Here is a 24,813-nt window from a genome sequence, read left to right on the forward strand (position 1 = left end):
CCCGCCCTCCGGTGATCAACCCGGGCGGCCCGATGATCCCCTCGCCGCCGGACTCCGTATTGCCTTGCAACCCAGCCGATATCAACTGCTACCTCAATCCGGGCTACCCGCCGCGACACAACGACCCGGCCCCGCGGAACCCGCTGCACTGGCCGACCGGCAGCGCCTGACGCTCCTGCATTGCGGTACAAGAGAATTCGCCGGTTTCCTCAGGCGACCGTGCGCTGTCGACGATGCCGCGGCCGAGTGCTCAGGCGGCCGTGCGCAGCGCCTCGAGTGCGGCCTCGGCCAGTTCCGGGCGGCAGATGAGCAGGTCGGGCAGGTAGGGGTCCGGGCGGTTGTAGCGCAGCGGCGAGCCGTCCAGCCGCGAGACGTGCAGGCCGGCGGCGGCTGCCACGGCTACCGGTGCGCAGGAATCCCATTCGTACTGGCCGCCGGAGTGCGCGTAGATGTCCGCTTCGCCGCGCACCACGGCCATGGCTTTCGCGCCGGCCGAACCCATCGGCAGGGTGGTGGCGTCGAGATGCTTCACCAGGAGTGCGACGCAGGCCGGTGGGCGGCTCCGCGAGACCACCAGGCGGATCGGGCCGTCCGTGGCAGGCGGGAGTACGGGCGGTTCTCCGGTGTGCAGGACCAGGCCGGAAGCGGGCAGCGCCACCGCGCCCTTGACCGCGACGCCGTCGATGGCCAGGGCCACGTGCACGGCCCAGTCCCCGCGGGGTGGCTGGCCGTATTCGCGGGTGCCGTCCAGGGGGTCGATGATCCACACGCGGTCGCGCTCGAGCCGGATCGGGTCGTCCGTGCTCTCCTCGGAGAGTACGGCGTCGTCCGGGCGGAGTTCGGCCAGCCGTCGCAGCAGCAGCTCGTTCGACTTCCGGTCACCGGCCGCGCCGCCCTCGTGCCGGATCTCGAGCAGCAATTCACCGGCTTCGGCCGCCAACTGCGCAGCCACGCTGTGATCATCCATGCCAATCATCATTACCTTGGGCAACCCGAGTGCGCCACAGCCGGGTCCGCGCACCGGTACCCGCGCCGGGGATTCGAGCCCTATACCGGAAAGCGAACGGACCGTGCGGATGGTTTCACGGAAGTTGTGCATATGGCGGTGAAAACAGCGAAGATTACGGCGTGCGAACCAAATTCGCCGCAGAGCTCGCGGCGCTCAGCGAGGAGCTCGGGAGGCTCGCGGAGTTGGCATCCCTGGCATCCGAACGAGCCGCGGTCGGGTTGGCCCGAGCCGATCTGACCGCCGCGTACGAGGCCCTGGCGGCCGACGAGGAACTTCAGACCGGATATACGGCCTGCGAGAATCGGGCCGTCATTCTGCTCGCACTGGAGGCGCCCGTCGCCCGCGACCTACGTCAAGTGGTCAGTGCCATCCGGATCACCGACGACCTGTCCAGGATCGGCACGCTGATCAGTGCCGTCGCCGAGACCGCGGTGCGGTACTTCCCCGACCCGCTGGCGCCCGACGAGGTGGCCGAACAACTCGCGAGGATCGGCTACGCGACCGCCGAGCTGATCGCGGCGACCAATGCGGCCATCGCCGCGCCCGCAGGCGAGGGCGATGTCCTCGTGCCGCCCGATCCGGAGCTGGCCGAACTGCGCGCCGAGGTGCTGGCCCGGGTAGCGGCCCCGGAATGGCCGCACGGGCACGCCGTGGCGATGGATCTGGCGCTGCTGATCCACCACTACCAGCGGTGTGCCGAGCACTGCGGGCGGATCGGCGGGCTGATCAACTTCTTCCACACCGGCACGCCGCTGTCCCTGGAGATCGCGGAGTAGCATCCGCGTCGTTCCGCCCGGCCCCGATGACTTCGGTCGCCGGGGCCGCCGAGTTTCACAGTGCCGCTTGGTATCAGGCCGATCCGTGATCCGGCAGATACCGCACCAGCGCTTCCTCGGGTTCGATGCCGAACGAGCGCAGGGCCATGCCGACCATGGCGTAGGTGCCGACGGTGAAGACCAGGTCCATCAGCTGGTCCTCGGTCAGTTCCGCGGACAACGCGGCCCAGGTCTCGTCGGCGACGATGCCGTCGGCGAGCAGTTCGTCGACCGAGGAGAGCATCGCCCGATCGAGCGGTTTCCATTCGGCGGCAACGGGTTCGGCGGAGATTCGGGCGATCTCCTCGGCCGTCAGGCCCGCGCGCTCGCCCAGGATGACGTGCTGTGCCCACTCGTACCCGCACTGCCGCTGATGCGCGACGCGCAGGACGAGCAGTTCGCGCTGCCGGGCGGTGAGCGAGGTGCCCGAGAGCAGGTGCCGGTTGAAGCTCAGAAACGGTTGCGCCAGTGCGGGATAGCGCGCCAGGGTGCCGAGCAGGTTGGATCCGCTCTGGTTCTCCTCGGTCGGCTTCTTACCGATGACCGAGGTGCGGAACCCGTCGACGAACGCCGTCATCTCCGGCGACCACTCCGGTTTCGGCAGGGGGGATATGCGGGGCATGGTGGTGACTCCTCGTGTGGCGGAACGGGATCAGGTGTTGCGGCCGCCGTTGACGCCGATGACCTGCCCGGTGATGTAACCGGCCTCTTCGCTGACCAGGAACGCGGTGGTGGCGGCGATGTCCTCGGGTTGGCCGATGCGGCCCACCGGAGTTCTGGACACTTGCAGATCGAAATCGAAGACGCCCTTGCTCAGGGAGTCCCGCATCATGGGCGTCTCGATGAATCCGGGCGGAATCGTGTTGACGGTGACGCCGCTCCGGCCGAATTCCAGTGCGAGCACCTTGGTCAGACCGACCACGCCCGCCTTGGAGGACACGTACGCGGCCATCCCGGGCACGCCCGAATGCATGCTGGAGGAGGAGATGTTCACGATGCGCCCCCACCCGGCGGCGATCATGTCCGGCAGCACCGCCTGGCAGCAGTCGAAGGTGCCGGTGAGGTTGACCGCGAGCACCTGATTCCAGGTCTCGGCGGTCACCTCCAGCGAGGGCCCGGCAATGGTGACGCCCGCGCTGTTGACCAGGATCCCGGGTGCGCCCAGTTGCTCGCGAACCTGCGCGACACCGGCATCGATCGCGGCCCGATCGGTCACGTCGACTTCGTAGCCGATCGCCCGATTGCCGTTCTCCGCAATGGATTTCGCGGCTGCCTGCGCTGCCGCGCCGTCCCGGTCGAAGATCGCCACCGATGCCCCGTCGGCGGCCAGGCGGCGGGCGATGGCCCCGCCGATTCCGGACGCGCCGCCGGTGACGATGGCCGTGCGCGGGGTCTGTGCGGTACTCACTTGATCGGCTCCTGTCCGACGAGGGTGGATCGGTGCATGCGTCGCGGCAGGGACCGGTCGAATTCACAGGCCCGGTGGACCAGTCCGGTGTTGTCCCAGATGACCAGGTCGCCGACCGACCAGGTGTGCGTGTAGATCCGGTCCGGGGTGGTGGCGCGCTCCTGTAGTTCTTCCAGCAGCGCCTCGCCCCGGTCGAAGTCCATGCCGACCACGTGCGAGGCCGACGCGCCGAAAACCAGTGACCTGCGGCCGGATTCGTGCGTCCACACCAGCGGATGCTCGCGGTCGGGGAAACGTGCCCAGTCGGCCTTCTGCTCCGGCGTGGGATTCGGGAAGGTCCGGCTCTGGATCCGGGCCATGCGGTGGATCACCCGCAGCTCGGCGAGCTGTTCCCGCTCCCGCTCGGACAGCGCCTCGTACGCGGCGTAGGTGCTGGCGAACGCCGTCTCGCCGCCCTCCTCGGTGATGACGTGCGCGCTCATGATCGAGGCGCGTGCGGGCACCTCGTCCATGGACCCGTCGATATGCCAGTAGTCGTTACTGGGGTAGTACTTGGCATTCGGGTTGTCCGGATCGAAGCTGATGATCATGACGTGCTCGTTCGGGAAGTTGGGGAAGCTCGCCAGCGGCCCCAGTTTCCGTGAGAACGCCACCTGCGCCTCGTCCCCGGCATGCAGTTCGGGGAACAGCAGCACGCTGTGCCGTTCCAGGAGTTCGAGGCATTGCCCGGGCAGATCCTCGTCGGTGGCCAGCCGTTCGGCGTCCACGCCGAGGATCTTCACCCCGACCGTCTCACTCAATTTCTCGGTGGTGAGTGCGGACATACGCCGCTCCTTCCTGCACAGTCGTGCGCTGAATTCACCGATCACGCCGGAATGTTCGGCTCCCGCAGGTTGATCAGGGGTCGTCGGTACGAGGGATCCTCGGGACTGCGCGAGGGTACGCCGTTCACGTGGATGTCGGGCACGTCGGCGAACGGGATCGGCATCGTGGGAACCATGCCGGACCACTCGATCGCGTTGGTGCGCAGCATGATTCGCCACTGGTTGTCGCGCCGGGTCAGACGGTCGATATAACGCCCGCCCGCGATCCAGTTGCTGTCGTCGCGGTTTCGCGCGGCGAACAGGTAGTACAGCTCGGTGTGCGCGGTGTCGCCGTCGATGTCCACGGTGAGGTTGAGCAGATTATGTTGTGTCGCAATCTGTCCCGCCTCGTGCATCGCCCTGGACCATTCGAACAATTCCACCGGCCCGCCGACGAAATCGCCCGCGGCGATCGTGGCATCGGGATGGAACGCGGACAGGAACAGCTCCCGGTCGAAGCGGTCCATCCCCCGGCTGAACCGGGTCAGTGTGTCGAGGATGTCCTGGCGGTCCAGCAGTGCCTCGAGCCTGGCGAGGGTGTCCGCGTTGCGCGATGCGGTCATCGTGTTCTCCGTAATGCGTTGTGCGGCATAGTCACACGGGTGACCAGATGGGCTCGCCGCGAGTCGCGCGCAGCGAGGGGATCACCGAGCCGTCGATATCGGTGATGCCGTATTCACCGGCGAGTTCGGCGGTGATGTAGGTGCCGCCGGTGCGGTCCAGGACGTCCGGATCGGCGGCCAGGGCCGCGATCACCCGGCCCGGATGCTCGGGGGAGCAGCCGTTCTGCGGCAGGGTCGCGGCCTGACCGTCCAGGCCGGGAATGGTCGCCAGATTGCGTTGCGCCCGCTCGGTCCACGTCAGGCCCTGCCACAGCGAGATCGACGTCACCCCATGCGGTTTCAGCTCGACAGCCATGTCCCGGGCCATCCGGTCCGCCGCGGACTTCGCCGTCCCGAACACGACCCCGTATGTGTAGCTCACCCCGGTGTAGCCCGAGATCGCCACGACCAGACCCGAACCCTGCGGCACCATGATCGAGGCGGCATGCCAGGCCGCCACGAAATTCGACCGCACGCCGACGTCGATCATCTGCCAGTTCGTCAGGGGTTTCTCCCAGAACGGAGCCGGATCGGTGAGATCCTCCGGGAGCGAGAACGCGTTGTTGACCAGGATGTCCAGCCGGCCCGAGCGTCGCCGGACCCGGTCGAACAGGTCCGCGACCTGGTCGTCGTACGCGTGATCCACCCGCACGGCAATGCCTTGCCCGCCCCGCGCGGTGCACTCGGCGGCGGTCTCGCCGACCGTGCCCGGCAGCGGGCAGGAACCGGACGTCACCGTGCGGCCGGTCACGTACACCGTGCACCCCTGTTCGGCCAGGGCCAGCGCGATACCTTTCCCGATGCCGCGACTGGCGCCGGTGACGATGGCGATTTTGCCGGTCAGGGCACCCATACTCTTCTCCCAGTCACTTGCCGAAATGGACTTCGCTGTGATCGCCGAGGGCTCGCCCGGTGAAATGCTCGCCGTGCAGGGGCGCACCCATGACGCCGCCCGACCAATCGACCGCGGTCCCGAGATCTCGGATCCAGTCGTAGAGCATGGTGCGCCGGCTGATCCGCCATTGCCCACCGCGCTGCTCGAACCGGTCGAGGTAACGGCCACCGAGCAGCACATCGTGCTGCCCGGCGCCGTCGTCGACGCGATGGTAGGCATTGACATGCGTTTCCGTCAGGGCCACAGCGCCTTTCAGCTCGATCAGCGTCTGGCCCAGCACGTGCGAGGTGACCGGCACCGCCGGGGAACCGGGCACCACCCAGGCCAGATACTCCTCGAACGGCCCGGCGAAGATGCCGAAATCGGTGTGCGCGTCGGGCCAGAAGGCCGCGCGGACGAGGTCGGCGTCACGCCGGTCCTCACCACGTGCCAGCCGGACGATGCGTTCACGAATTTCGTTCTGCGCGAGGAGATCGCGTAGCTCCGCTGGGATGTCGGTCACATCAGCTCCGTTCAGGCGCCGGCGTCTGCGGGCTCGTAGCCCAGGATGCCCTTGACTTCCAGGTATTCGTCGAATCCGTATGCGCCCCACTCACGTCCGTTGCCGCTGCGGCGGTATCCGCCGAACGGCGCGCTGAAGTCGACGGCGTCGTTGATCGACACCCAGCCCGAGCGGATCCGCGCGGCGACCGCGCGGGCGGTGCCGAGATCGGTGCCGGCCACATTGCTGGCCAGGCCGTATTCGGTGTCGTTGGCGATAGCCACCGCGTCGTCGAGGTCGGCGTAGCCCAGGATCGACTGCACCGGACCGAATATCTCCTCGCGGGCGATGGTCATGTCGTTGGTGACGTTCGCGAAAACCGTTGGTTTGACATAGAACCCGCGATCCAGTCCGTCCGGGCGGCCGGTGCCGCCGCTGACCAGCGTCGCACCCTCGTCGATACCCTTCTGGATCAGCGCCTGGATCTTGTCGAACTGCGCCTGCGAAACCACCGGGCCGAGGGTGACGTCCTGGGCCGGATCGCCGACGGTGACCTGCTCGGCCGCCGCGCGGGCCGCCTCGATCGCCTCCGCCATCCGATGCGCCGGGACCAGCATCCGTGTTGTGGCACTACAGGTTTGACCGGAGTTCATCATCAACCCGGTGACGCCGTTCGCGACGTTGGCGGCGAACGCGTCGTCGTCGAGGATCAGGTTCGGGCCCTTGCCGCCGAGCTCCTGGGTGACCCGCTTGACCGTCGCCGCGGCATTGCGCGCGATCTCCACGCCCGCGCGGGTTGATCCGGTGAAGGAGATCATGTCCACGTCCGGATGCACCGACAGCTGCGTCCCGACGCCCGGCCCGTCACCCTGCACGAGATTGAACACCCCGGCGGGAACGCCCGCGGCATCGAGGATCTCGGTGAGGATCTGGGCGTTGAACGGCGACTGCTCGGACGGTTTGAGCACCATCGTGCAGCCGGTCGACAGCGCCGGAAAGATTTTCACCGCAATCTGATTCAGCGGCCAGTTCCACGGCGTGATCAGCCCGCAGACGCCGATCGGCTCCTTGATCAGCAGGGTCTGCCCGCGCCGCTCGGAGAACTCGAAGCTGGAAAGAACCGAGATCGCCTCGGCGAGATGCCCGGCCGCCAGATCGAGCTGAAAACCGTTGGCCAGTGCGGCCGGTGCGCCCATCTCCTCGGTGAGCGCAGCGCCCAGATCGGCACGGCGCTTGGTGTATTCGCTCTCGATGGTGCGCAGCAGGTCGAGCCGATCGGCCACACTGGTGGCCGACCAGGTGGGAAAGGCCCGGCGGGCCGCGGCGACCGCCAGATTCACATCGGCCGCCGAGCCGAGCGAGACCCGTCCCGCCACCTCTTCGGTGGCGGGATTGATCACCTCGAAGGTGGCCGTTTCGGCGGGATCGACCCACTTGCCGTCGATATAGAACTTGAAGTACTCACGCATGATTCGTCCGCTCTCGTCCCGGTCCTACTGCTGTCCCTCGGCGTACCAGGTGCGGAACTCGTCGTAGCTCGGCATCTCCTCGGAATTGGCCTTGGGGTCCACGGCCACGTGGATCACGCCGGGCTTGCCGCTGGCGTAGGCGCGCTTGATCGCCGGGGCGATGTCCTCGTCGCGCTCGACGTATTCGCCGTAGCAGCCGAATCCCTCGGCGACCTTGTCCAGCCGGGTCTCGGTGCTCCAGTGCACGCCGGTCTCGAGCGAGCCCTGTCCGAAGGTGCGCTTGTAGACGCCGACCTCGAGGCCCCACGCGTAGTCCACGCCCACCACGCAGACCAGCGGAAGATTCAGGCGCGCAGCGGTTTCCAGCTCGGCGATCTGAAACTGGAACGACGAATCGCCGGTGATCAGCATGACCGGGCGCTTACCGCCGTCGGCCACCGACGCGCCGACCGCGTACGGCAGGCCCGTGCCCAGATGACCGAAGTTCTGGTTCCAGATGACGTCGTGCGGTTTGGCCTGCGAGTAGGTCCAGCCGAAAATCGTTGTGGCGCCGCCGTCGCGGACCATGATGCCGTCCGGTGGGAAGGCCTTGGTGGCCTCCACGCTCAGGCGCGCCGGATGGACCGGCGACATGCCCGAGGGCGCGGACTCGGCCAGTTCGGTCAGTCGGGCGGCATCGCGTTCGATCCACCCGGCCAGTTCCGGGGACGGGCTGCGCGGGGTGTCGCGCAACGCCTCGATCAACTGCGGCACGATCGCGCGCAGATCGCCGACCAGCGGAACGTCGATCGGCCGGTTCACCCCGATCGAGGACGGATCCTGTTCCACCAGAATCCATTTCCGGTTCGCCTCGTTCGCCACCCAGTGGTAGCCGCGGCCGAAGTGCACCGGCTCGCCGAGTTCGGTGCCGATGGCAAGGCACAGGTCCGACTGCACGACCGCCTCGACTGCCGAGGGTGAGAAGCCGTACGGGAAGGTGCGATCCTCGAGCCCGGCGATGTAGGAGGTGCCGCCGGAGGTCTGGATGACCGGTGCGGCAACGAGATCCGCGAGTTCCTTGACCTGTGCCCCGGCCCGCGCGGTGTGCACGCCGTGGCCGACCAGCAGCACCGGCTGTTTCGCGGCCCGGATGGCCTCGGCGGCCTCGGTGATGCGATCCGCTCCGGCGGTCTGGCCGACGAGCCGGTATGCCTTGGGCGGCAACGCCGGTGGGACGTCGAGATCCTCGAGGATCACGTTCGAGGGGTATTCGATGTACACCGGACCGGGCGTGCCCGACAGGGCCTTGCGCAGGCCCTCGCGGATGATCTCGTCGGTCTGATCCGCGTATTCGATACTGGCGCTGTACTTCACCGCGTTCTCGATGAGCGGGGTCTGCTGCACGAACTGGATGCGTCCGCGGCGAACCCGCTGCTCGGTGATCCGGGCGCGCTGGCCGCCCAGGAAGATCACCGGGGAGTTCTCCACCTTGGCGCACATGATCGCGCCGGCCAGGTTCGCGATACCCGGTCCCAGCGTGCCGATGGCCACCGCGGCCTTGCCGGTCATGCGCGAGACCGCCTCGGCCATCAACCCGGCCGACTCCTCGTGATGCGGCGCGACGACCGTCCAGCCGCGCTCCTGCGCGCGGTGGAACATGTGCACGAAATTCGGATCCGGAATGCCGAAGATGGTGTTGATCCCCTCGGCCTCGAAGAGTTCCAGAATGCGTTCGTAGACCTTCACTGTCATGGTGCCTGCTTCCCTGATCAGGTAGTAGGAGTGGTTCTGGTGGATGCGGCCATCGCGAAGCTCCGGCCGATGTGGTCGGCGTGCGCCGAGAGCGGTGGCAGGATCCAGGAGTCGCGGGTGTCGCGGATCTCGTCGATGTGCTCGGCGACCTCGTCGACGGTCCAGGACGGCTGGTACACACCGGGCGTCTCGGCGATGTATGCGCGGGCCACCCGGCCGGCGATCGCGACCAGTAATTCGCCGGTGAGCGAACAGGATTCGTGCGCCAGATAGCCCACCGCGGGTGCGACGAGTTCCGGGCGCATATCCGGATAGGCCGAGGTGTCCAGTCCGGCGGCCATTCTGGTCAGCGCCGAGGGGATGATGACGTTGCTGGTGATGCCCGCGTCCGCGCCCTCCAGCGCGACGACGTTGGACAGCCCGATCACCCCGGCCTTGGACACCGCGTAGTTGGCGACCGACTTGTTGCCGTAGATGCCGCCGATCGAGGAGGTGAGCACCACCCGCCCGTACCCGGCCTCGCGCATCACCGGAAAGGCCGCGCGCACAACGTGGAACGCGCCGCGCAGATGCACGTCAACGACGGCCTCGAAGTCCTCGTAGCTGAGCTCGGTGAGCGATCCGTAGCGGACGTTTCCGGCGTTGTGCACCAGGATGTCGAGGCGGCCGAAATGCTCGAGCGCCGATTCGACGATCGCGCGGCCGCCCTCGGGGGTGGCCACCGAGGCGGTGCAGGCCACGGCGGTGCCGCCCGCCGCGGTGATCTCGCGGACCACCTCGGCGGCGACTCCGTCGTCGGGGGATTCGCCGCGCATCGTGGCGCCCGGATCGTTCACCACGACCGAGGCGCCGCGCTCGGCGAGCAGCATCGCGTAGGCGCGGCCGAGACCTCTTCCGGCGCCGGTGATCACCGCTACGCGATCATCGAATCGCAAGGTGGACAAGGGATTACCCCTCCTTCAGGGACAGGCCCGCCAGATCGCCCGCGTCGCGCCAGGATTGCAGCAGCTCCTCGAGCACGTAGAACCCGCCCCAGAACGGATCGCCAAGGAACGAACGGCCGTTCGGCTCGCCCTCGCTGTTGTAGTAGCCCGGCGTGCACTCGGTGACGAAGGTGCTGTTGTCCACGGTGTTGGCCCGCACGGTGCTGACCCATTCCTGCTCGGCGGCCTCGGTGGGCTCCAAGGTCGTGATCCCGCGCGAGGTGGCCTCGGCGATGATGTAGGCGATGTGGTCGGCCTGCTGCTCGAACATCAGGGTGGTGGCCGCGGTGACGCCGCCCTGGATGAATCCGGTGAAGTAGATGTTCGGGAAGCCGGTCGTGCTCATCCCGTGCAGCGTGCGAAAACCCTTGCCCCAGTGGTCGTACAGCGATCGGCCGTCGCGGCCGGTGAACGGCTCGATGTCGTACTGCCGGTCCAGTGAGGTGGTGATCTCGAAGCCGCTGGCCAGGATGATGCAGTCCACCTCGTATTCGACGCCGTTGGCCACGACGCCCTTCTCGGTGATCCGCTCCACGCCCTTGCTCGCCGAGACGTCCACGAGGGTGACGTTGGGGCGGTTGAAGGTCGGCAGGTAGTCGTCGTTGAACACCGGCCGCTTGCACATGTTGCGGTAGTACGGCTTGAGGATCTCCGCGACCTCCGGATCCTCCACGGTGTCCGCGATGCGCTGCCGCAGCCGCTCCATCGAGCGGTAGTCCTCGATCTCCTTGAGCTCCAGGAACTTCGCCGGATCCGCCAGGGCCGCCCAGCCGTTCGTCTCGTTGAGCTTGGCGGCCAGATTGCGGGCGACCTCGGTCCAGCCGTCGCAGATCAGGTCGGGCTCGCCGGGGGAGTAGAAGGCGAAGGCCGCGTTGTGGAAGTTGCGCTGACGTGCCGCGCGCCACCCGGGTTCGAGGGATTTCACCCATTCCGGATCGGTCGGGTGGTTGTCCCGCTCGAAGATGTAGGACGGGGTGCGCTGGAAGACCGTGAGATGTTTCGCCCCCCGGGCCACGTGCGGAATCGCCTGCACGCCACTGGAACCCGTGCCGATGACGGCGACTCGCTTGTCGCCCAGCTTGTCCAAGCCGCCGTGCAGATTTCCGCCGGTGTACTCGTAGTCCCAGCGCGCGGTGTGGAACAGATGCCCGTCGAAATCCGCGATCCCCGGGATGCCGGGCAGTTTGGGCCGGTTGTACGGGCCCTGGCACATGACCACGAAGCGGGCGTTGATCTCGTCGCCGCGATTGGTCTTGATCCGCCAGCGTTCGAGCTGTGCGTCCCATTCCAGCGAGCGGATCAGCGTGTGGAACAGCGCGTGTTCGTAGAGGCCGAAATGCCGTCCGATGCGCTGGGCGTGTTCATAGCATTCGTCGCCGTGGGAGAACTTCTCCTTCGGCATGAAGCCGGTCTCCTCGAGCAGCGGGAGATAGCAGTAGGAATCCGAGTCCACCTGAATTCCCGGGTACCGGTTCCAGTACCAGACGCCGCCGAAATCACCACCCAGTTCGATGATCCGGAAATCGGTGACCCCGGCCTGCTGCAACCGATGCGCGGTGATCAGACCAGCGAAACCGCCGCCGAGCACCGCGACCTCCAGTTCGCCGGAGATCGGTTCGCGCGGTTCCACGGGCATATGCGGATCGCCCTCGTAGAAGTCCGCGAATTCGTTGTCCGCCTCGAGGTATTGCTGCTGCCCCTCCGGGCGCAGCCGCTTGTCCCGCTCGGCCAGGTATTTCAGCCGGAGAGCTTCCCGGTCGACCTCGGGTGTCTGCGTGGGTGAGCAGTTGTCCATGCAAATTCCTTTATTACTCAGACCAGGTCTGTCGGCTCGCCGGTGCCCATATAGGACGCGAGGTTGTGGTGCAGGTTCACGATGGTGCGTTCGCGGTACGGATTCGGCTTCGGGCCGGAGAATCCACGAGATTTCATGCCCTGCTGGACCGCGGCCATATTGTCGAAGTCCTGTGGGAGTACCGTGCGCCAGCCCTCGTCGCCGACCGGGGTGTAGATCCACTCGGTCTCCGGTTCCTCACCGGGCGGGAACAATTCGAATACCGATGCCTCGAAAATGCATTTGTCCGGATCGGCGCCGTAGGGCCGGAATCGGTAGCACAGCATGTTGTTCGGGGCGTGGCCGATCTGGAAATTGGGGAAGATCTGCCAGGAGGTGCCGCTCTTGGCGACGATCTCGGGATCGACGGTCGGCCAGATCACCCCGCGTTCGGCGTCCTCGCGACGGCAGGTGTCCAGCCAGTACCGCAACACGTCACCGGGAGGGGTGCCCTCGGGCAGCTCGTCGGCCAGCCGATTGGCCACCGCCACCATCGATTCGGTGGTGTTGGTATTGGCGTTCTCCCAGGTGAAATTCTGCAATTGCGCGGTCGACAGACGCGCGTCCGCGCCACTGCCGATGCGCAGCTTGCCCTGGTTCTCCTCCATACCCTTCGGCGCGTCGTATCCGATATTGCTGTGCTTGCCCTGCGCGCGGCCCCAGCCCAGGAAATCGCCGAAATTCATGAATTCCGGATGGGTGTAGGGCACGTGGTAGGTCTCCATGAACGCCTCGAAGGCGACCTTCCAGTTGCAGTCGAAGGTCAGCCAGCGCCGCCACCGGTACCGCATGTTCTCCAGGTGGAACGGATCCAGCAGGGAGGCAGCGGGTTCCAGGTATTCGCGCAGCGGTTCGGCCTCGGAATCCAGGTTGATCCAGACCCAGCCGCCCCAGGTGTCCAGGCGGACCTGATTCAGGCCGTCGTTGCGTTCGGACAGGCCGCAGGTCCAGTCGTCGCGCTCGGGCACGAAGGTGTTGTTGCCCTGTAGGTCGTAGCGCCAGCCGTGGAATCCGCAGACGAACTGCTTGCGGCTGCCGCGCGCGTCGTGTCCGCCGGACGGGGTGTCGACCAGGCGGCGGCCGCGGTGCGCGCAGACGTTGTGGTATGCGCGAATGGTGTCTTCGGCGGTGCGCACGACGATGACCGAATCGTCCACGATCTCGTAGGTGAGGAAATCGCCCACGCGCGGCAGTTCCTCCACCCGGCAGACCTGCTGCCACACCTTGGCCCACAGCCGATCTCCTTCGGCGCGAGCGTATTCCGGGGAGATGTACGCCTCCACACCGATCGTCTTCGGGGTGGAGAGCTGTTCCGCTGTCGTCTCGGTCATCAGGATTCCGCCTTGGACATTCCGTCGTTCACGGCGGAGAGGAAAAGGCGGGAGTGTCGGATTGGCCGCATGACAATGCCTTTCGATAGTACGTTCGAATGGATGAAGTGGTGCGGTATACGTACCGTTTGCGGCCGGGACGCACCGCTGAGGCGGTGTTGCTGGCCGAGTGGGGCCGGTGTCGTTGGCTGTGGAACGAGGCCGTCCATCAGTACGAGGGCCGTGGTCGTCCGAAGGTGAAGTCTCGCAAGAGATCCCTGCCGTCGTTGGCGTATACGAGGCGCGGATTCTCCCTCCGCGACGGACGGCTCGTGCTGGCGAAGGGTGTGCGTGGTGAGGGCGGTATCGGTATGGATTGGGGTGTGTCCACCACGGCGACTACTACCGATCCGGCTTTCGATCTGCCGTACCTCGGGCATCGACAGCGATGCGCCGCTGAGCTGGCGAAGGCTCAGCGGAAGATGGCGCGACGCCATCGCAAAGGCGGGCCGCAGTCGCGGGGTTATGGCGCGGCGAAGCGGCAGGCGGCGCGGTTGGCGAAGAAAGCCGCCCGGCAGACCGTCCACGATTCGCGGGTCTGGGCGAAGCGGGTGGTGGATCGCCACGAGGTGATCGCTGTCGAGGATTTCAAGCCGGTGTTCCTGGCGAAATCCACGATGGCCGGGAAGGCAGCTGACGCCGCGATCGGCGCGGCGAAACGTGAACTTATCGAGCGTGCCACGCGGGCCGGGCGGACGGTGGTGGTGGTCCGGCCCGCATACACGACCATGACGTGCAGTCAGTGTTTCGCGAGAACCAAGCGACTCGAGAGGAACTTCCGGTGCGAGGGTTGCGGTTTCGCGGCCAGTCGTGATCGGAACGCTGCCAGAGTGGTTCTGGCCGTGGCAGAACGGGGCCACGTCGGTGTCGAGGATGTAAGACAATCCGATCACCTCCTTCGGGTGGGTGGTTCGGTTGCGGTCTGAGCTGGAAATCTCCCGCCTCAGGCGGGGGAACCGCTAAGGGTTACTCCTGGTGATGGCGGCGCGGAATGATTCGTCCTTCAGGAACAGGGAGGTGTTGTCGTCGCCCAGATGGGTCCACTTGAGGTTCAGGCCGCCGTCGACGAGCAGGGTCTGCCCGGTGACGTAGCCGGACAGTTCCGAGAGCAGGAACAGGATCGCGCCCGCCTGCTCCCGCGGGGTGCCGCGCCGGCCCATCGCGATGGCGCGGCGATCCCGGTCGGGATCCTTGTCGACATAGGTGCCCGAGGAGGGCGTCTCGGTGACGCCGGGCGCGACCGCGTTGATCCGGATATCGTCCAGCGCCAGTTCCACGGCCATCGTCCGGGTGGCCGCGACCAGCGCGGCTTTCGCTGTGCCGTAAGCGATGTGGAAGGGGGCGGTGTTCATCCCGCTGATCGAGGAGACCGACACGATCGAGCCGGGCAGGGACTTCGACTTCAGTTCGGCCGCGACGGCCTGGCTGAAGAAGAACATCGTCTCGAGGTTCTGGGTGAACAGCGCCTGCCAGTCCGAGCGGGTCACCCGGGTCGCGGGCATCCAGGTACTGGGCGCGGCTCCCCCGGCGACGTTGACCAGGCCGTAGAGCTGGCCATCGGTCTCGCGGGCCCGCTGCATGACCGTGGCGATGCCGTCCTCGGTGGACGCGTCGGCGGCTACCGAGATGACCGAAAGTCCCTCGTCGGCAAGGGGATCCACGTGCTTCGCGAGGTTGTCCTTCGAGCGGCTCACGGCCAGCACGGTGGCTCCGGCGCGGGCGACCAGGCGGGTCACCGCGGTGCCGATGCCGCCGCCGCCCGCGCCGGAGACGATGACGATGCGGCCGTCGAGGCCGAAGAATTCGTTGGGGGAGAAGGCATCTGGTATGGAATCGGTCAACGCGGTCACTCCTGGTAACGCAGCGCCATGACGCTGCCCTCGGCATCGGCGGACAGGTAGATCGTGCCGTCCGGACCGGCGGCGATGCCCGCGAACGGGCCCATCGGACCGGAGAACGGGGGAGTGCCGAGCAGTGGTTTGGGCACCACTCCCGGCGGTGCGCCGAGCGGGAGGTCGGCGGCGATGGTCTGGCGTTCGCCGGTGACGAGGTCGACGCCGATGACAGCGTTGAGACCGACGTCGACGATGAGCAATCTGTTGCCGCGCACCAGAATTCCCTGCGGGGTGTCCAGGCCGTCGACCACCGTGTCCACGCGGCTGCCGATCGAGACGATCCGTCCGGCGCCGGATTCGGAGACCAGGGGCGTGCCGTCCGGGCCGAAGGCCACGCCCATCGGGCCCCGCAGACCGGAGGCCAGCACGTCGGCGCCGCCCGCCCGGACCGACAGGACCCGGCCGGTGCCGAATTCCGCGGCGACGATCGTGCGATCGGCGGTCGCGGCGATGCCGTAGAGCTGGTCGAAGCCCTCTGCGATCAGTTCGGTCTCCGGCTCGGGATTCAGCCGGTAGTAGGCGATCTGCCCACCGGAGGTGGCGCACAGGAACTCTCCCGGGGCCACGGCGCTGACGCCGCGCACGTATCCGGGCGTCCCGGCGCTGAAAAGCGATGCGACCACGCGCAATTCGCCATCGCGCAGGACGTAGAAGAAGGTGCCGTCGGCGACGTAGAGATTGCCCTCGGGGTCGACGGTCAGATCCAGCGGCCACATCAGGCCGCCGTCGAGCACGGTCTTCGTCGCGCCGTCGGACAGGATCTCGGTGATCTCCCCGCAGAAGTTCGAGACGAACAGCCGGTCGCCGACGAAGGTGCAGTTGTCCAGGCCGGGCGCGAGCTGTGCCAGGACGCGGCGTTCACCGGTGCGCGGGTCGATGCGCAGCACCTCGCCGGTCGCTACCTGGGTGGAGACGATCCGTCCCGAGGGATCGAATTTGACCGAGTCGGGTGTGCCGAGATCGCCTGCCACGCGCTCGGGTTCGCCGCCGTCGGGATCGATGCGCCAGATGTCGTTGGAGCCCATGACCGGGTAGTAGAGGAGGCCGTCGGGGCCGACCTCCATGGCGTTGGGCATCACCAGGTTGTCCTGTAGGACGCGCGGTGCGCTGCCGTCCAGCGGCAGCTCCATCAGGCGTCCGCCGATCCGGCATTCGTTGACGAACAGCCGGCCGTTGTGCACGGTGATTCCGTTGGCGCCAGGCAGATCCGCGCGGATCACCCGGGTGCTGCCGTCGGTGTTGCGCACGCTGACGCGCGCGTCCATGTACTCGGTGGCGATGAGGTTGCCGCCGGGATCGAAGGCGAGATCGTCGGGGGCGACGATGTCGCCGCCCTTGGCGCTGACGGTTTCCAGATCGCCGGTGGTCACATCCAGGGCGCTGATCTGGCTGCCCGCGACCTGGGCGACGTAGACGCGCCCATCGGGTCCGGTGCGTAATCCGTTGGCGCCGAACAGTCGGCTCGGCGGGGTGAGCCGTTCCAGGCTCCATCCCTCGGCGAGGGCGACCGGAGTGGTGCTGCTGTAGCGCGCCCCCAGGGTCACGGCGGGGCCTCCCATACTGAAGAGAAACGTCGATGTTTTTACGAGGTGACTGCGGACCCGGCCGAATCGGCGGTCGTGACGCACGCCACTTTTCGTGGGGCTACGCTACTTCAATCCTCATAAGGATAGCAATACTTGAAGGGCTGATTTTCCGGGACTACACTACGGGCTTTTGTTCGTGGCCGAGCAGAGCGGAAAACCGCTGGTCCGGACAGTGTCGCGGGGGCGGACACCGCCGTGAGCGGTGTTCAGGGGCGTTGCTGAGCGAAAGATGGCCCGGGGGAGTCGATCCGGGCCGCCTGTGCCCGGTCGATCGCGGTGATGTGGCGGGCTCGGCTGGCTGGGCGGATCAGGACGCGCCGAGGCAGTGAAGTGACCGCCCGCAGTGTGCTGTCGCATCGCCGAATTCGACGACGCACCCGCTGTCGCCTGCCGTACCGCATCAGCGCCGGTCGGTTGTGATCTCATGAGAGCGTCTGCGGCGGACGCGTATTCGGTGCTGTCGATAGTCGCCGATCCGAGATCTGGGCTGGACCGGTCCCGTCCGGAAGCTCGGTCTGTTCGCCACCGAGTCACGTGCCGGTGCGTTATCCCGATATGCGGAAAGTGCCCGTCGGACAGCGTGTTTCGTCGCGCGGGGCTTACACCCGCGGGCCTCGGCTGGACTGGATCGCCTGGCGGGCCAGGTCGGAGGTCGCGTTGACGATCCCGTTGTCGAAGCGCTCCAGGACCAGCGCCTGGGTGGCGGTGAGGTGGGCGCGGTAGAGGCGCTCGGCGGCCTCGGCGCGACCGGCGGCGATCTCCTCGAGCAGGCGGCGGTGGGTGCGGACCGACTCCTTGGATTCGGTGGGGGACGGGTATTCGCCGCGCTTGGTGAGCACCTCGGCCCATGCCTCCTCCTGGGAGGACCACAGCGCGACCAGGCTGCTGACCACGTAGCGGATCGTCGCGTTCGGGGTGAACGAGACGATGAGATCGTGGAAGTCGCGCGCTTTGTGGGTGAAGGGCAGGCCCTCGCCGATCAGGTCCGCGGACGCCTCGATATTGGCCTCGAGCGCGGGAATGATCTCCTCGGAGCGGTCCTCGCGGCGGGCGCATTCGGCCGCGCACATGGGTTCCAGCGTGCGCAGTCCCGCGGCCAGATCGCCGAGGGTGACTCGGGCTCCCTGTAGGGCCAGGCCCAGGTGGTATGCGGCGGAGGACTCGTCGGGGCGATGCACCTCCGCGCCGCCGATATTGCCGCGCCTGACCGTGACCAGGCCCTCGGTCTCGAGAATGCGCAGCGCCTCACGGATCGAGGGGTAGCTGACACCGAAATCCTGGACCAGCTGGTCCTGGGTGGGCAGGCGGTAGTCGTCGTCGCCGGACAGGATGCGGGTGCGCAGTTCCGCGGCGACGGTCTCCGCGATGCGGCGTTGCGGGATACGGCCGCGCCGGGCGCTGGTCACGCAACCCACCTTCTGACTCCGCGCGCTTGACCTGCCTGTTTCGGTGTTGTCACGCGTGCGAGTTTACCCACGGGCTGGTGACCGTTCAAATATTGCTATCCTTATGAGGATTGAAGTACTGTCCGTTTCATGGACTTCACGATGGGTGAGGCCGCCTCCGAACTCCGTGGAGAGCTGCGTCGGCTGATCGCCGCGGAGGTTCCCACGGACTTTCTCGGCGCGTTCACCGACGATCCCGCGGATCTCGCAGTGGCCCAGCGCTTTTCCCGAATGCTCGCCGAGCGTGGTCTGCTGTGCGCGGCATGGCCGGTCGAATTCGGCGGGCGCGGCGCCTCGATATGGGAACAGACCGTCGTGCGCGAGGAGATGTGGGCCCATCATGAGCCTCGCGGCGCGCAGTACATGGGCGTGAACTGGGTCGGCCCGACGATCATGCGGCACGGCACGCCCGAGCAGCAGCGCAAACATCTGCCGCCGATCGCGCGCGGCGAGGTCATCTGGTGTCAGGGGTTCAGCGAGCCCGATTCCGGTTCGGACCTGGCCTCACTGCGGACCACCGCGCGCCGGGACGGGGACGGCTGGCGCATCTCCGGGCAGAAGATCTGGACCTCCTACGCCGGTATGGCGCAGTGGTGCTTCCTGCTCGCGCGCACCTCGAAGGAAGAGCGAAAACAGCAGGGGCTCACGGTATTTCTGCTGCCGATGTCCGATCCCGGCATCGAGGTGCGCCCGATCCGGTCGATGCTGGGGCCGCATCATCTCAACGAGGTCTTCTTCGACGGCGTGCGCGCCACCGAGGCCGATGTGCTCGGCACGGTGGGCGGCGGCTGGCCGGTGGTGCAGGAGGTGCTGTCCTTCGAACGGGTCGGGATCGCCCGCTACGCCCGCTGCGAGCGGCTGCTGCAGGCCGCGCCCGAGGTGCTGGGCGATGTCTGGGACACGTTGCCCTGCGCGCTGCGCGGCCGCTGGGCGCGCATGCTGACCCACTGCCGCCGTGCTCGCCTGCTCGCGTATCAGGTTGTATCACTACAGGATTCCGGGCAGATCACCCCGGGCGACGCGGCCGCCTACCGCATCGCGGTCACCCGCCTGGACCAGGATAGCGGCGCGGTGCTGACCGAGATCGCCGCCTTCGCCACCGGCGACGATCCCGCGCGGGAACGTTTCCGCCGGGCCGTGGCCGATCACGCCCGCTACGCTCACGCGGCCACCGTCGCCTCGGGGAGTATCGAGATACAGCGGATCCTGCTGTCGCGGGCGCTGCTGAGTGGTCCTCGCAAGAACCGGGACGCGGCATGAGAGGGGAATATGCGGCAACGTTTCCGCCACGCCGTAGTCGACTGCGGGTGACATGGCCGTGCTGTGACGGTCGCCTCGAGGAGTACAGCGGATCCTGCTGTCGCGGGGGCTGCTGCATGGCAGTCGGAACGAGCGGGACCCGGCATGAGGGGGAAATCCGTTGGCGCGGTGGCGATAATGTCCCGGCGGCGGGGATTCGGGCACGGTGTGGCGGAGAGCGGCGGTGTGGTCGTCGTAGGGCTGTATCCGCGTGCGGCTCTGGATCCATCGGCGCGGTACGGAGTTCGACCGGACGTCGCAAGACTGTGCGGTATGAGCTGGAGGGTGTCCGATGAACATTGAATTATGCTCCGAAGCAAGGGAATTCGGTATGCAGGCGGGGCGGGCGCTGGCCGCGGCCGGTGGTGATGAGCTGGTGCAGCGGGCCGAGCTGGAGCCGGAGGTACGGCGCTCGGTCGTGGCTGGGGTGCTCGGTGAGCTGGGCGCTTGGGATCTCTCGCCGCGACAGGACTCGGTCGAGCTGGAAGCCGCTGCGGCGCTGTGCCGTAGCGCCGGATATGTCGCTGCGCCTTATCCGGTTGCCGAGCGGCTGGCGCGGCCCGCGGAGGCCGGTGTCGACGGGCTGTTGGTGGTCTCGGATGTGCGGCCCGCCGCGCCGGTGGCGGGGCTGGACCTGCGGTGGGCCGCGGTGACGGTGGCCGGAGTGCGCCGGAATGTCGCTGTGCGGCAGAATGATTCGATGCCGCAAACCTCGATGTTCGTGGCCGGACTGGAAGTCGGAGCCGCGCTCGAGGATGCCGACGGAGCTGCCGATGTCGCGCTGGGGCTGGTGCTGCCGTGTTGGACGCTGCTGGGCATGTTGGATCGGGCCGTGGATCTGGCTCGGACGCACGTGCTGGTGCGCGAGCAGTTCGGGCAGCCGCTGTCGCAGTTCCAGGCGGTGCAGTTCCAGCTCACCGATGCCGAGGTGGAGCGGCGCGGTGTGGAGATGCTCGCGCGATATGCGTTGTGGAGCATAGGATCCGGCGATCCGGCGGCGGTTCAGGACGCGCTGGCCCTGCGTCTGGCCGCGATCGAGGCGGCCGATACGGTCTTCCGGGTCGCGCATCAGCTGCACGGGGCGCTGGGGTTCTGCGACGAATCGCCACTGTCCTGGGTCTCGCGGTACAGCCAGCCCATTCGCCGTCTGCCGTTCGGCGCCACGACCACCGAGGAGCTGCTCAGCGATGGACTGGGCCGGCGCGGGCTGAGCGGGTTGTTCTCGGACCCGATGGGCGTGTGAATGGTCCGAACATCCAGGGAGGCTGAGGAATTGCGGTACGACCTACCCGACGCGCTGGAGATTCGGTGCGACGGTCCGGTGCGCACGGTGGTGCTGAACCGGCCGGCGGAATTCAATGCCGTCGATGTGAATCTGCACCGTGGTCTCGCGACGGTCTGGCGGCAGCTGGCGGCCGATACCGAGGCGCGGGTGGTGATTCTGACCGGTGCGGGCCGGGCGTTCAGCGCGGGTGGCGACCTGGACTGGATCACCTCGTTCCTCGATGATCCGGTCGCGCGGGACGAGAGTATTCGCGAGGGCGCGCAGATCATCGAGGAGATGCTGCGGTTCCAGCTCCCGGTGATCGCCGCGGTCAACGGTCCAGCCGTGGGCCTGGGCGCGAGCATCGCCGTGCTGTGCGATGTGGTGCTGATGTCCGAGCGGGGGCACCTGGCCGATCCACATGTCGCGGTGGGCCTGGTCGCGGGTGATGGCGGCGCGGCATTCTGGCCGCTGCTGACGCCCATCCTGCGTTCGCGCGAATACCTGTACACCGGCGACCGGATCGATGCCGCCACCGCCGTCGAGCTGGGCCTCGCGACCCGGGTGGTCGCGCCGGACGATCTGCTCGACGAGGCCCACAGGCTCGCGCAGCGCCTGGCCGCCCAACCGCCCGAAGCCCTGCGCAGCACCAAACGCGTTGTGAACATGTATCTTTCGCAGGCTCTGGCGGGCCCGATGCAGGCTGGATTCGCCGCCGAGGTCGTCACCATGCAGTCTCCGGAACATCGAGAACGTCTGCAAGCCTTGCGGGACAGGACCAAGAGCCGATGACGCCGGACCCAGCCGATCGCGTCCACGAACCCGGTTCCGGCACCGTCGTGTGGTCGCCGGGCCGGTCCGTCCGATCACCACGCGGGATCGACGCAGCGGCAAGCGAGTCACGAATGGCTGCACGGTCTCTGCGGATGTCTATTCGGCCCCGGGGCCGGGCGTGCGCGTTCGGCGGACGGCGGCGGGTGGCCACGGGCTGTATCCGGCGCGATCGGATTACGTTGGGGGCCATCGCTGTTTTCACCGTGACGGCTGATGACGACGAATGCTGTGCTCGAATCGGCTGGGGGAGACAGGGGTTGGTGGATGAACACGCCGAGTGATCTGCGGGAGTTTCGCGCCCAGGTGCGGGATTGGTGCCGGGCGGAGCTTCCGGCGGGGTGGCGGGCCGCGCAGACCGGGGCCTCGGACGCGGAGTTCGTCGAGTTTCAGCAGGAGTGGTTTCAGCGGTTGCGGGGGGCTGGGTTCGCGGTGCCGCACTGGCCCGCGGAGTGGGGCGGGGGGATGCCGGTGGGCGAGCAGATCGTGCTGTATCAGGAGCTGGCGGCGCATGACGCGCCGCGATTGGTGCTGGCATTCGTGTCGATACACCACGCGGCGGCAACGCTGCTGGCGGCCGGGACTCAGGAGCAGCGGCAGCGGCATCTGCCCGCCATTCTGGACGGCGAGATCTGGGTGCAGGGATTCTCCGAACCCGCGGCCGGATCGGATCTGGCCGCATTGGCGACCACGGCCCGACGCGAGGGCGACGGGTATGTCGTGACGGGTCAGAAGGTGTGGGCCAGCGGCGCGCAGTTCGCGGACTGGTGTCTGCTGCTGGCGCGCACCGATGCGAATGCGCCCAAGCGACAAGGGATTTCGTACTTCCTGCTGGATATGCGGACGCCGGGGATCGATGTGCGCCCGATCCGGCAGGCGACGGGGGAATCGCATTTCTGCGAGATATTCCTGGACCGGGTGCGCATCCCGGCCAGTGGATTGATCGGCGCGGAGAACTCCGGATGGCAGGTGGCGCAGCAGACGCTCGGGGCCGAGCGCGGGCTGACCATGCTGGAACTGGCCGAGCGGCTGGGCAATGCCGGATTCCGCTGGCTGGTGCGGGCGTGTCCGGCCGAGGATCCGGCCCTGCTCGATCGGCTGGCCGGATTCGAGACCGAGATCGCCGGACTTCGGCTGCTGTGCCGAGATCTGGTGGAGCGCCACGAATCCGGGGCCGCGGGGCCGGCGGATGCGTCCATCGTCAAGCTGTACTACAGTGAACTGCTACAGCGGATGACCGATTTCGGCACCGAGCTCGGGGGCGTGAACGCCCATACCGTGCTGCACAAGCCGCGCTCGGGCGGCTGGGAGTCCGGGGCCTGGGCGCTGGATTTCCTCGGGTCGTGGGAATGGACGATTCCCGGTGGTACCAGTGAGATTCAGCGCACCATCATCGGGGAGCGCGGGCTCGGGCTGCCCCGGGAACCGAGCGGGGCACGATGAGCGGAACGGTCGGGGACACTGTGGACTTCACCGAAATACACGATGAATTGCGTTCGGTGGCAAGGGATGTGCTCACTTCCCAGGATGCCGTGGGACTCACGCCCGGCAGGCTCGCGGATCTGGGGTGGCTCGGCCTTGAAGTGCCCGATGAATCAGGCGGCGGCGGAGCGAGTTTCGCCGAGACGGCGATCGTGCTCGAGGAATTCGGGCGCGCGGCGGCCGGAGGATACTTCGGCGCCACGCTCGCTGCTGGAACCTGTGCTCTGCTCGCCGAGACGGCCGATCACGAAGATCTCTTGCGCACCCTGGCCGCGGGCGAGACGATGACGACCGCGGCCCTGGTCGCGGTACCCGATGACTGCGAAGGCGCTCCGTCGCCGTTTCGGCTCCGCGGTGGTGCCGATGGGCTGTTGCTCTCCGGCCGTGCGGAATTCGTACCCGATGTCGCGAACGCGGACCCGTTACTGCTGCTGGCCGATGACCCCGACGGGGTACCGGTCATCGTCGCGGTCCAGGCGAACACGCTGGCGATTGCCGCCCAACCGGTGCTGGACGAGACCAGGACGTTCGGCGTGGTCACCGCCGATGATGTTGCGGTGCGAGTGGATTCGGCCTGGCGGTTCGCCGGAGATCCGGTCGACGCGGTGCAGCGTCTGCGCGACCGCGCCGCGCTCTCGATCGCCTGCGACAGTCTCGGCCTGTCCGCGGCGATGCTGGACGCCACGACCGCCTACGTGCGCGTTCGCGAACAGTTCGGCCGCCCCGTCGGCTCCTTCCAGGCGGTCAAACACGCCTGCGCGGATATGCTCGTGCGGATCACCATCGCCCGGCATCTGGTCGCGGACGCGGTGCGGCAGCTGGCCGAGGGGGATCCCGACGCCTGGGTGGCCGCCTCGATGGCGAAGTCCTACAGCTGTGCCGCCGCCGTCGAAATCGCCGGTAAGGCAATGCAATTGCACGGCGGAATCGGCTACACCTGGGAGAGCGGCATCCACCGCTATCACAAGCGCGCGATGCTGAACCGCGCGTTGTTCGGTTCTCCGGCGGCCCATCGCCGCAGGCTGTCCGAGCGGTATGGCAATACAGTGGGAGACGCGGCTTCCGGGCGGCTCTGACCGACCCTGCCGCCGGAACCGAATCGAGTCTGTGCCCACGAGGCCGAGTCGCCGTCAGCGAGACGCACGCCCAGTACCGCGCTCGGCCGCGCGCGGGCGGCTTGTTCGAACCGGCCCCGCGCATGCTCTGGGAACCGAACATCATCTGGAAGAGCGACGTGTACGCGACGGATCTGTCCGCATGGCCTCGGCGTGGGCCGGATCGCCGGGGATGTGGCGTTCTCGGCCGATTGTGATCGCGGCGTTGGCGATCGAGCCCGAATTCCGAGCGATCGAACCCTGAATCGCCAGCAGCCGGAGCCTTCGGTATTTAGACTCTCCTGATAAGAGAATCATATTTTCAGGAGTGAAATGGCTACCTTTGTCCTGGTGCACGGCGGCGGACACGGCGGCTGGTGCTATCGGTACGTGCGGGAATTACTACAGCAGGCCGGGCACGAGGTGTACGCGCCGACGTTGTCCGGGCTGGCCGAGC

General features: G+C 67.4%; 23 protein-coding genes. 8 read left to right on the forward strand and 15 right to left on the reverse strand.

Annotation, left to right across the window (positions count from 1 at the left end):
* Positions 1-250: 250 nt before the first annotated feature.
* Complete coding sequence (locus tag NM2_RS39100) at positions 251-967, reverse strand: 3'(2'),5'-bisphosphate nucleotidase CysQ (protein ID WP_067680491.1); 717 nt, start codon at positions 965-967, stop codon at positions 251-253.
* 161 nt (positions 968-1,128) lie between these two features.
* Between NM2_RS39100 and NM2_RS39105 the strand changes: the two genes are divergently transcribed.
* Positions 1,129-1,785 carry a phosphate signaling complex PhoU family protein gene (locus NM2_RS39105; RefSeq protein ID WP_067680417.1) on the forward strand — a complete coding sequence of 219 codons (657 nt, stop codon included), beginning with the start codon at positions 1,129-1,131 and terminating at the stop codon, positions 1,783-1,785.
* A 73-nt stretch (positions 1,786-1,858) separates the two neighbouring features.
* On the opposite strand, the gene NM2_RS39110 is transcribed toward NM2_RS39105, so the two are convergent.
* From NM2_RS39110 to NM2_RS39160, 11 genes are read right to left on the reverse strand one after another with little or no spacing between them, the layout of a single operon-like run.
* Entirely contained in the window at positions 1,859-2,446 is a 588-nt protein-coding gene (locus NM2_RS39110) for a carboxymuconolactone decarboxylase family protein (RefSeq protein ID WP_067680420.1), read from the reverse strand.
* A gap of 30 nt (positions 2,447-2,476) precedes the next feature.
* Entirely contained in the window at positions 2,477-3,232 is a 756-nt protein-coding gene (locus NM2_RS39115; RefSeq protein WP_067680423.1) for an SDR family NAD(P)-dependent oxidoreductase, read from the reverse strand.
* On the reverse strand, positions 3,229-4,056 hold the full coding sequence (locus NM2_RS39120) for a TauD/TfdA dioxygenase family protein (protein WP_067680494.1): 828 nt from the start codon (positions 4,054-4,056) through the stop codon (positions 3,229-3,231). Before NM2_RS39120 ends, NM2_RS39115 begins: the two co-directional genes overlap by 4 nt.
* Positions 4,057-4,097: 41 nt before the next feature.
* The gene (locus NM2_RS39125; RefSeq protein ID WP_067680426.1) at positions 4,098-4,658 is read right to left on the reverse strand and encodes a nuclear transport factor 2 family protein; all 561 of its coding nucleotides are present in this window, start codon (positions 4,656-4,658) and stop codon (positions 4,098-4,100) included.
* Between the two features lie 31 nt (positions 4,659-4,689).
* Positions 4,690-5,550: an SDR family NAD(P)-dependent oxidoreductase gene (locus NM2_RS39130; protein WP_067680429.1), complete on the reverse strand. Its 861-nt coding sequence runs from the start codon at positions 5,548-5,550 to the stop codon at positions 4,690-4,692.
* A gap of 13 nt (positions 5,551-5,563) precedes the next feature.
* A complete protein-coding gene (locus NM2_RS39135) occupies positions 5,564-6,094 on the reverse strand; it encodes a nuclear transport factor 2 family protein (RefSeq protein WP_067680432.1) in 531 nt (176 codons plus the stop codon).
* A gap of 11 nt (positions 6,095-6,105) precedes the next feature.
* The gene (locus NM2_RS39140) at positions 6,106-7,542 is read right to left on the reverse strand and encodes an aldehyde dehydrogenase family protein (RefSeq protein ID WP_067680435.1); all 1,437 of its coding nucleotides are present in this window, start codon (positions 7,540-7,542) and stop codon (positions 6,106-6,108) included.
* A 24-nt stretch (positions 7,543-7,566) separates the two neighbouring features.
* The gene (locus tag NM2_RS39145; RefSeq protein ID WP_067680438.1) at positions 7,567-9,273 is read right to left on the reverse strand and encodes a thiamine pyrophosphate-binding protein; all 1,707 of its coding nucleotides are present in this window, start codon (positions 9,271-9,273) and stop codon (positions 7,567-7,569) included.
* Between the two features lie 17 nt (positions 9,274-9,290).
* A complete protein-coding gene (locus NM2_RS39150) occupies positions 9,291-10,217 on the reverse strand; it encodes an SDR family NAD(P)-dependent oxidoreductase (RefSeq protein ID WP_067680441.1) in 927 nt (308 codons plus the stop codon).
* Between the two features lie 4 nt (positions 10,218-10,221).
* Complete coding sequence (locus tag NM2_RS39155; RefSeq protein WP_067680444.1) at positions 10,222-12,051, reverse strand: flavin-containing monooxygenase; 1,830 nt, start codon at positions 12,049-12,051, stop codon at positions 10,222-10,224.
* Positions 12,052-12,068: 17 nt separating this feature from the next.
* The gene (locus NM2_RS39160) at positions 12,069-13,421 is read right to left on the reverse strand and encodes an aromatic ring-hydroxylating oxygenase subunit alpha (RefSeq protein WP_067680447.1); all 1,353 of its coding nucleotides are present in this window, start codon (positions 13,419-13,421) and stop codon (positions 12,069-12,071) included.
* A gap of 98 nt (positions 13,422-13,519) precedes the next feature.
* Here NM2_RS39160 and NM2_RS39165 point away from each other — a divergent pair, with 98 nt between their 5' ends.
* Positions 13,520-14,386, forward strand: a complete 867-nt coding sequence (locus tag NM2_RS39165; RefSeq protein ID WP_067680450.1) for an RNA-guided endonuclease TnpB family protein — start codon at positions 13,520-13,522, stop codon at positions 14,384-14,386.
* A 33-nt stretch (positions 14,387-14,419) separates the two neighbouring features.
* Here NM2_RS39165 and NM2_RS39170 read toward each other — a convergent pair whose 3' ends face one another.
* The 3 genes from NM2_RS39170 to NM2_RS39180 all read right to left on the reverse strand — a co-directional run bounded on the left by NM2_RS39170 (position 14,420) and on the right by NM2_RS39180 (position 18,347).
* Positions 14,420-15,301, reverse strand: a complete 882-nt coding sequence (locus tag NM2_RS39170) for an SDR family NAD(P)-dependent oxidoreductase (protein WP_245718435.1) — start codon at positions 15,299-15,301, stop codon at positions 14,420-14,422.
* A gap of 5 nt (positions 15,302-15,306) precedes the next feature.
* A complete protein-coding gene (locus tag NM2_RS39175) occupies positions 15,307-16,914 on the reverse strand; it encodes an SMP-30/gluconolactonase/LRE family protein (RefSeq protein ID WP_067680453.1) in 1,608 nt (535 codons plus the stop codon).
* A 626-nt stretch (positions 16,915-17,540) separates the two neighbouring features.
* A complete protein-coding gene (locus NM2_RS39180) occupies positions 17,541-18,347 on the reverse strand; it encodes a FadR/GntR family transcriptional regulator (RefSeq protein ID WP_067680499.1) in 807 nt (268 codons plus the stop codon).
* A 129-nt stretch (positions 18,348-18,476) separates the two neighbouring features.
* Between NM2_RS39180 and NM2_RS39185 the strand changes: the two genes are divergently transcribed.
* The 6 genes from NM2_RS39185 to NM2_RS53170 all read left to right on the forward strand — a co-directional run.
* Positions 18,477-19,646, forward strand: a complete 1,170-nt coding sequence (locus NM2_RS39185) for an acyl-CoA dehydrogenase family protein (RefSeq protein ID WP_067680456.1) — start codon at positions 18,477-18,479, stop codon at positions 19,644-19,646.
* 331 nt (positions 19,647-19,977) lie between these two features.
* A complete protein-coding gene (locus tag NM2_RS39190) occupies positions 19,978-20,928 on the forward strand; it encodes an acyl-CoA dehydrogenase family protein (RefSeq protein ID WP_067680459.1) in 951 nt (316 codons plus the stop codon).
* Between the two features lie 30 nt (positions 20,929-20,958).
* Positions 20,959-21,741, forward strand: a complete 783-nt coding sequence (locus NM2_RS39195; protein WP_067680502.1) for an enoyl-CoA hydratase/isomerase family protein — start codon at positions 20,959-20,961, stop codon at positions 21,739-21,741.
* Positions 21,742-22,047: 306 nt separating this feature from the next.
* Positions 22,048-23,223, forward strand: coding sequence for an acyl-CoA dehydrogenase family protein (locus NM2_RS39200; protein WP_067680462.1), 1,176 nt, complete (start codon positions 22,048-22,050; stop codon positions 23,221-23,223).
* Positions 23,220-24,338, forward strand: a complete 1,119-nt coding sequence (locus NM2_RS39205; protein ID WP_067680465.1) for an acyl-CoA dehydrogenase family protein — start codon at positions 23,220-23,222, stop codon at positions 24,336-24,338. The genes NM2_RS39200 and NM2_RS39205 overlap by 4 nt, the downstream gene beginning before the upstream one ends.
* A 351-nt stretch (positions 24,339-24,689) precedes the next feature.
* Positions 24,690-24,813, forward strand: a 124-nt coding sequence (locus tag NM2_RS53170) for an alpha/beta fold hydrolase (RefSeq protein WP_369690358.1), incomplete at its 3' end; no start/stop codon positions are given.

The sequence above is a fragment of the Nocardia miyunensis NBRC 108239 genome (assembly GCF_001613065.1).
GTDB classification, from domain to species: Bacteria; Actinomycetota; Actinomycetes; order Mycobacteriales; family Mycobacteriaceae; genus Nocardia; species Nocardia miyunensis.